7 protein-coding genes and 1 pseudogene are annotated in these 5,881 nt (G+C 70.1%); 3 read left to right on the forward strand and 5 right to left on the reverse strand.

The genetic code is table 11. The features are described 5' to 3' along the window. Window positions 1-249: 249 nt before the first annotated feature. The 3 genes and pseudogenes from JHD63_RS21430 to JHD63_RS21440 all read left to right on the forward strand — a co-directional run. Window positions 250-621 (forward strand): annotated as a pseudogene (locus JHD63_RS21430) (chloride channel protein); the annotation flags it as partial. Between the two features lie 29 nt (window positions 622-650). After that, a complete protein-coding gene (gene crcB / locus JHD63_RS21435; RefSeq protein WP_198972828.1) occupies window positions 651-1,058 on the forward strand; it encodes a fluoride efflux transporter CrcB in 408 nt (135 codons plus the stop codon). Next, window positions 1,055-1,378, forward strand: coding sequence for a DUF190 domain-containing protein (locus tag JHD63_RS21440; RefSeq protein ID WP_198972829.1), 324 nt, complete (start codon window positions 1,055-1,057; stop codon window positions 1,376-1,378). Before crcB ends, JHD63_RS21440 begins: the two co-directional genes overlap by 4 nt. Window positions 1,379-1,419: 41 nt before the next feature. Here the strand turns inward: JHD63_RS21440 and pbpC are convergent, their stop codons facing one another. Genes pbpC through JHD63_RS21465 form a run of 5 tightly spaced genes read right to left on the reverse strand, consistent with a single transcriptional unit; the run spans window position 1,420 to window position 5,284 of the window. Next, window positions 1,420-3,594 carry a penicillin-binding protein 1C gene (pbpC, locus tag JHD63_RS21445; protein ID WP_198972830.1) on the reverse strand — a complete coding sequence of 725 codons (2,175 nt, stop codon included), beginning with the start codon at window positions 3,592-3,594 and terminating at the stop codon, window positions 1,420-1,422. Window positions 3,595-3,604: 10 nt separating this feature from the next. Then, window positions 3,605-3,988 carry a GFA family protein gene (locus JHD63_RS21450; RefSeq protein ID WP_233168525.1) on the reverse strand — a complete coding sequence of 128 codons (384 nt, stop codon included), beginning with the start codon at window positions 3,986-3,988 and terminating at the stop codon, window positions 3,605-3,607. A 14-nt stretch (window positions 3,989-4,002) separates the two neighbouring features. Next, on the reverse strand, window positions 4,003-4,728 hold the full coding sequence (locus JHD63_RS21455) for an aspartate/glutamate racemase family protein (protein WP_198972831.1): 726 nt from the start codon (window positions 4,726-4,728) through the stop codon (window positions 4,003-4,005). A gap of 36 nt (window positions 4,729-4,764) precedes the next feature. After that, window positions 4,765-5,004 (reverse strand): hypothetical protein, encoded by a 240-nt coding sequence (locus tag JHD63_RS21460; RefSeq protein WP_198972832.1) that lies wholly within the window; start codon window positions 5,002-5,004, stop codon window positions 4,765-4,767. A gap of 19 nt (window positions 5,005-5,023) precedes the next feature. After that, on the reverse strand, window positions 5,024-5,284 hold the full coding sequence (locus JHD63_RS21465) for a hypothetical protein (protein WP_198972833.1): 261 nt from the start codon (window positions 5,282-5,284) through the stop codon (window positions 5,024-5,026). Between the last annotated feature and the right edge of the window lie 597 nt (window positions 5,285-5,881).

Genomic DNA, 5,881 nt, shown 5'->3' on the forward strand with positions numbered 1-5,881 from the left:
CTGCTGTGGGCGGTCTGCGGCGTTGCAAATCCTCGCCATAGCTGCGGCTATGGCTGCGGTTTGCGCCTTGCATCCCATCCCACACCAGGGCGCGCGCCACCACGCGGACTTATTCAGCGTTGCCCTAACCGCAGCATTCCTTGGCTGCTGATGACGCCTACAGACACCTGACCTCGGTCGGGGCTGTAGGCGCTCGCGTTCACATCCCTTGCCGTTGGTCAGCCCGATTCATTCGAGCACACATGACCCATGCGCAGATTTCCCCGACCCGAACAACTTGAGCTGCAGCCCCACATCGGCAAGTGGCTCGCGATCGCCAGCGTTGCGGCCTTCCTGGCAGGCACCGCGTCCGCCTTCTTTCTGGTTTCCCTCGATCACGCGACGGCCTGGCGCGAGGCGCACCATCGGGCCATCTGGCTGCTGCCGGCCGCTGGCTTTGGCGTGGGGTGGCTCCACCACGTGCTGGGCAAGACCGTCGATGGCGGCAACAAGCTGATCATCGACGAGATCCACGACCCGAAGAAGGTCGTGCCCTTGCGCATGATGCCGCTGGTGCTGGGCGGCACGGTCGTTTGCCACCTGTTCGGCGCATCGGTTGGCCGCGAAGGAGCCGCCGTGCAGGCGGCCCGTGTCCGCAAGCCGAGGTCATGATGAACAGCGCCTACGCGATCATCGCCGTCAGCATCGGCTCGGTCATCGGCGCCCTCATGCGCTACGGCTTGAGCGTGGGCATGAATGCGCTTGTGCCGCAGATCCCGATGGGCACTCTGGCCTCCAACCTGATGGCGGCCTACATCGTCGGCGCTGCCATCGCCTATTTCGGCTCGGCGCCGAACCTGTCGCCGGCATGGCGGCTGTTCGTCATCACCGGCCTGGCCGGCGGCCTGTCCACCTTCTCCACGTTCTCGGCCGAACTGCTGACGCTGCTGCGCGATGGGCGCCTGGGCTGGTCCGCCGGCATGCTGGCCCTGCACGTGGGCGGTTCACTCGCCATGACTGCGCTTGGCATGGCCACGATTTCGCTCACACGCCCACCACGATCCAAGGAGCTGCGATGAAAGGCTATCAACTCACGTTCTTCACGGAGCAGAACCGTCGCCATGGGCATACGCCCATCGGCGAATGGCTGCTGAAGTTCGCCCAGGACAACGGCGCCGCCGGCGGAACGCTGGTGGGCGGCGCGGAAGCATTCGACCACGCCGGCCGTTTCCATTCGGCGCACTTCTTTGAACTGGCGGACCAGCCGCTTGCCATCACCGTATCGGTCGACGAAGCGGCATGCCAGCGCCTGATGGACGCGCTCGCGCAGGAAGAAGTCAAGCTGGGCTACGTGAAGGTGCCTGTCGAGTACGGGCACGTGGGCAAGGCCGTGAAGTAGCCGGCACGCTGGCGGCTTGCGGCTTCGGCGTGCATGCCGGCTCATCGAACGCCGGCGCCGCGCACCTCGATGCCGACTTCGTCGCGCACCGCGCCCTGCGAATCCACCAGCTGGATGCGGTGGCGGCCGGGCCAGGGCAGCCACTCGGCGCGGGGCCCGCGCGCCAGCGGCCGGCCATCGATCTGCCAGCGCAGCCCCTGCCCGGCGGCTTCGAGCCGCAGGCGCTGCTGGCGTGGCGGAATGTCCGGGTCCAGCGCGATGACGGTGCCCGCCACGGGCGCGAGGATGCGCGGCGCCCGATCGCCATTTTCTGCATGAAATTGGCCTGAATCCCAGGTATGACCTTGGCTTTTAGCTATGCTATTCATAGCAAATAGCGCTTGCTCCGTTCCCGCCAGGAACAACTCGCGGCGCGGCGCCTCGAGCGCCTCGCCCGCCATGCCGCCGAACCGGACGGCCGTCTGCACCACGCCGGCGGGCGGCGCCGGCGCCTGGCTCTGCTGCTGCCGATGCAGGTAGCCCATGACCGCGGCCCAGACCGGCGCGGCCCCGGAAATGCCGGAGACGTCGCGCATCGGCGCGCCGCTGGCGTTGCCGACCCAGACGCCCACGGTGTAGCGCTGCGACCAGCCCAGCGCCCAGTTGTCGCGCATGTCCTTGCTGGTGCCGGTCTTGACCGCCGTCCAGAAGCGGGTGGCCAGCAGGCTGTCGGTGCCGAAGGTGCGGGTGCGCGCGTTCGGGTCGGCCAGGATGTCGCCCACGATGAAGGCGGCGCGCGCGTCCAGCGCCGGCTGCGCCGGGCCGGGCGGGCCGGGCAGCAGCCGCGTGCGGCTGAAGCTGCCGCCGTTGGCCAGCGCGCGGTAGGCGTTGGCGAGCGCCAGTAGCGGCACCTCGGGGCTGCCCAGCGCCAGGCTGTAGCCGTAGTAGCCGCCGGACTCGCGCAGCGGCAGGCCGAGCGTGCGCAACTGCTCGAAGAACGCGTCGGGCGACACCATGACCAGCGTGCGCACCGCCGGCACGTTGAGCGAGGCCGCAAGCGCGGTCCGCACCGACACCCAGCCCTTGAAGCGCCGGTCGTAGTTCTGCGGCACATACAGGCCGCTGGCGGTGGCGATCTGCTCGGGTGAATCGTCGATCAGCGAGGCGGCCGTGAGCCGCCGCCCGGCGATCGCCTGGGCATACAGAAAGGGCTTGAGGGTGGAGCCCGGCTGGCGCGGCGCCAGCACGCCGTCGACCTCGGCCGCGCGGCTCAGTTCGCCGGAGGAGCCGACCCAGGCCAGCACCTCGCCGCTGGCGTTGTCCAGCACCACCAGGGCGCCGTCTTCCACGTGCCGGCCGGCCAGCTCGCGCAACTGCTGGCGCAGCGCCTGCACGGCAAAGCGCTGCAGCGGGGCCGATACGGTGGTGCGCACCTGCGCCGCGCCGGCCGGCGCCTCGCGCAGCGCCTGCCGCGCCAGGTGCGGGGCGATGCCTTCGCTGGCGTCGAAGGCGCGGCGCTGCAGCGCGGCCTGGGCGAACATGTCCAGCCCCTCGCAATCGGGTCTGGCGGCCTGCACTTCGCCCAGCACCGCGCAGGCGCGCCGCGCCACCAGCGCCGGCCTGGCGTTGGGCGCGCGCACCAGCGCCGCGGCCACGGCCGCCTCGCGCCCGTCCAGGCCATGCGCGGCCTTGCTGAACAGCGTGCGCGACAGCGCGTCGATGCCCACCAGCTCGCCCCGGAACGGCACCAGGTTCAGGTAGGCCTCCAGGATCTGGTCCTTGCGCCAGCCGCGCTCCAGCCGCTGCGCCAGCAGCGCCTGGCCCACCTTCTGCGCCATGCCGCGCCCGCCGCCGCGCCCCACTTCCTCGTCCAGCAGGCCTGCGAGCTGCATGGTCAGCGTGGAGGCACCGCGGGTGCGGGTGTTCCACAGGTTGCCCCAGGCGGCGGCGGAGACCGCGCGCCAGTCCACGCCGCTGTGCTCGTAGAAGCGCCGGTCTTCGCTCAGCACCAGCGCCGTGCGCAGCGCGGGCGAGACGTCGGCCAGCGCCACCCAGTCGCCACGGCGCGCGCTGGCATCGGTGCGCACCCGCTGCAGCAGCAGGCCATCGCGGTCGAGCACGCGGGTGTCGGAGGAGCGGAAGCCGCGCTGCACCTCCTCGAAGCTGGGCTGGGCCAGCGCCGGTTGCGCGGCGGCAAGCAGCAGCCCCAGCACGGCGGGCAGGAGGCGGCGGGCCATCCCGTGTGCCTCAGATCCTGCTGCCGGCGATGTGGCGCACCGGAAGGGACGCCAGGTCCACGCCCTCCAGGCAGCGCACGTTCACCGCCCAGCCATCGAAGGGCTCTACACCCGCGGCGAGTTCTTGCGCCGTGGGATCGCTCGGCCGGCGAAACGGCAGCACGCCGCAGGTCGGGCAGAAGAAATCCTGCGCCGTGCGCGAGCCCCACTGGTACAGGCTCAGATCGCTCCAGGGCGTGAGCAGGCGCAGGCGCTCCTTCGGCACGCGGTGGGTCAGCGCGCCGCGCCGGCGGCAGACGGAGCAGTCGCAGACGCGCACGTGGTCGATGTCGGCGTCCACCTCGAAGCGGGTGCGGCCGCAGTGGCAGGCGCCTTGGTAGGTGGTCAGGGTCATGGGTGCCTCCTTCCCTACCGCACGTCCTGCACCGCGCGCCGCAGCGCCGCGCGGGCCAGCAGGCGGGTGGAATCGAGCGTGGGCAGCGGCGCGTTGGCGTCGCTCATGATCAGTGGGATTTCGGTGCAGCCCAGCACCACGGCGTCGCAGCCCTCGGAGCGCATGCGCGCCATCACGCGCTGGAAGTACGCCACCGCCTCGGGCTTGAAGACGCCGCACACCAGCTCGTCCATGATGATGCGGTTGATCTCCTCGCGCTCCTCGGCGCTCGGGCGCAGCCAGCCCAGGCCGCGCGCGGCGAGCTTGTCGGGGTAGACGCCGCTCTCCACCAGCCAGCGCGTGCCGGTCAGGCCGATGCGCCTGAAGCCGCGCGCCGCCGCCTCCGCGGCCACCACTTCGGCGATGTGCAGCCAGGGCAGCGGCGAGCGCGGCAGCACGTGGGGCAGCGCCTGGTGGATGGTGTTGTCCGGGCAGATGAGGAAGTCCGCCCCGATGGCCGCGAGCTTGCGGGCCGAAGCCAGCATCAGTTCGCCCACGCCCGGCCAGTCGCCACCGTCCAGGCATTGCACGTAGGCGGCCAGCGAGGGCGTGTGCAGGGATACCTCGGGATGGCCATGGGCGCCGAGCCATGGCGCGCCTTCGGCGCAGATGGTGCGGTAGCAGAGCGCCGCGCCTTCGGCCGAGCAGCCGACGATACCGATGTGCAGGGGCGCGGCGCTGGGGGTGAAGGGCGGCTTCATCCGGCCGAGCTTACTGCGGCGGCACCGCCCTTCGCGTTACCAGAAGGAACGCCACGCCGGCACGAACAGCCCCGCCACGAACCACGGCGTGTAGAGCGCCCACAACAGCAGCACGCCGAGCTTGATCTGCTCGGCCGACCAGTCGCCCGTCCCCGGCCCGGGGATCAGGAAGCCGGCACGCCAGCCCTCCAGCCAATCCGCCCCGCCCCAGCGCAGCACCCACAGGCAGAACAGGCTGCCGGCGCCGAACAGCAGAATCCATCCCAAGAGGCTCATGCGCGCCTCTGCCAGCGACCTACACCCGGTCAGGCCTGCCAGGGCCATCGTGCCGCGCCAGCAGCTCGTCGAGCTTGCGCTCGGCGCGCAGGTTGGCCGCGCCGATGAAGAAGGAGAAGCACAGGAAGTTCACGAAGGGAATGAGCCCGAGCACCGTCCACAGGGTCACATTGCGCCCCTTGTCCCTGGCCAGAAGAAAGGCGGTCACGCCCATGACGGCGGACGTCAGCAGGAGCGGAAGAAGCGATGCCAGCAAGGAGGCTTGGTAGATGGGCTGCACTTTCGAAGTCCGTGGAAGTCAAGGTAACGCCATGTTACGGCGCCATCCGCGAAAGGCAAATGGCAAACGGCGGCGGGGCTCAGGCCGCGGGTGCCGAAGGGCTGAGCCGTATGCCGTGCCCATCGCACCACCGCCGCAAGGCCTGCTCTGTGGCGCGCGCCTCGACCGCATGCCAGGTGTGGAGCGCGTCGCGCTCATCGAGAAGATCCTTGAAGCGGCGGTACGCGCCGCTCCTGTGGAAGCAGCCATTCACCCAGTCGTAGTCGTCGGGCAGAAAGCCCGGTTCTCGTAGGGCGCGCCGCCGTTGGTGAAATGGTGGGCGTCGACGAAATCGGAGAACTTGACAGTGGCCATGGTGCATCTCAGCCAAGTGACATGAATGATGACACCCCGGATGATGAAACACGCCGTGTGAGACGTGCGCCCCCTTGAGGGGAAAGCGCCGCAGGCGCTTCGGGGGTGTTCCACATTAAGGCAACGCTGAACAAGTCCGCGTGGTGGCGCGCGCCCTGGTGTGGGATGGGATGCAAGGCGCAAACCGCAGCCATAGCCGCAGCTATGGCGAGGATTTGCAACGCCGCAGACCGCCCACAGCAG

Origin of the sequence: Xylophilus sp. ASV27 (assembly GCF_016428875.1) — a bacterium.
Classification (GTDB): Bacteria; Pseudomonadota; Gammaproteobacteria; order Burkholderiales; family Burkholderiaceae_C; genus Xylophilus.

Coding starts and splice junctions, on each gene's coding strand:
- JHD63_RS21440 (WP_198972829.1), top strand. CDS start 1,055: ATGAAAGGCTATCAACTCACGTTCTTCACGGAGCAGAACCGTCGCCAT.
- crcB (WP_198972828.1), top strand. CDS start 651: ATGAACAGCGCCTACGCGATCATCGCCGTCAGCATCGGCTCGGTCATC.
- JHD63_RS21460 (WP_198972832.1), bottom strand. CDS start 5,004: ATGAGCCTCTTGGGATGGATTCTGCTGTTCGGCGCCGGCAGCCTGTTC.
- pbpC (WP_198972830.1), bottom strand. CDS start 3,594: ATGGCCCGCCGCCTCCTGCCCGCCGTGCTGGGGCTGCTGCTTGCCGCC.
- JHD63_RS21455 (WP_198972831.1), bottom strand. CDS start 4,728: ATGAAGCCGCCCTTCACCCCCAGCGCCGCGCCCCTGCACATCGGTATC.
- JHD63_RS21450 (WP_233168525.1), bottom strand. CDS start 3,988: ATGACCCTGACCACCTACCAAGGCGCCTGCCACTGCGGCCGCACCCGC.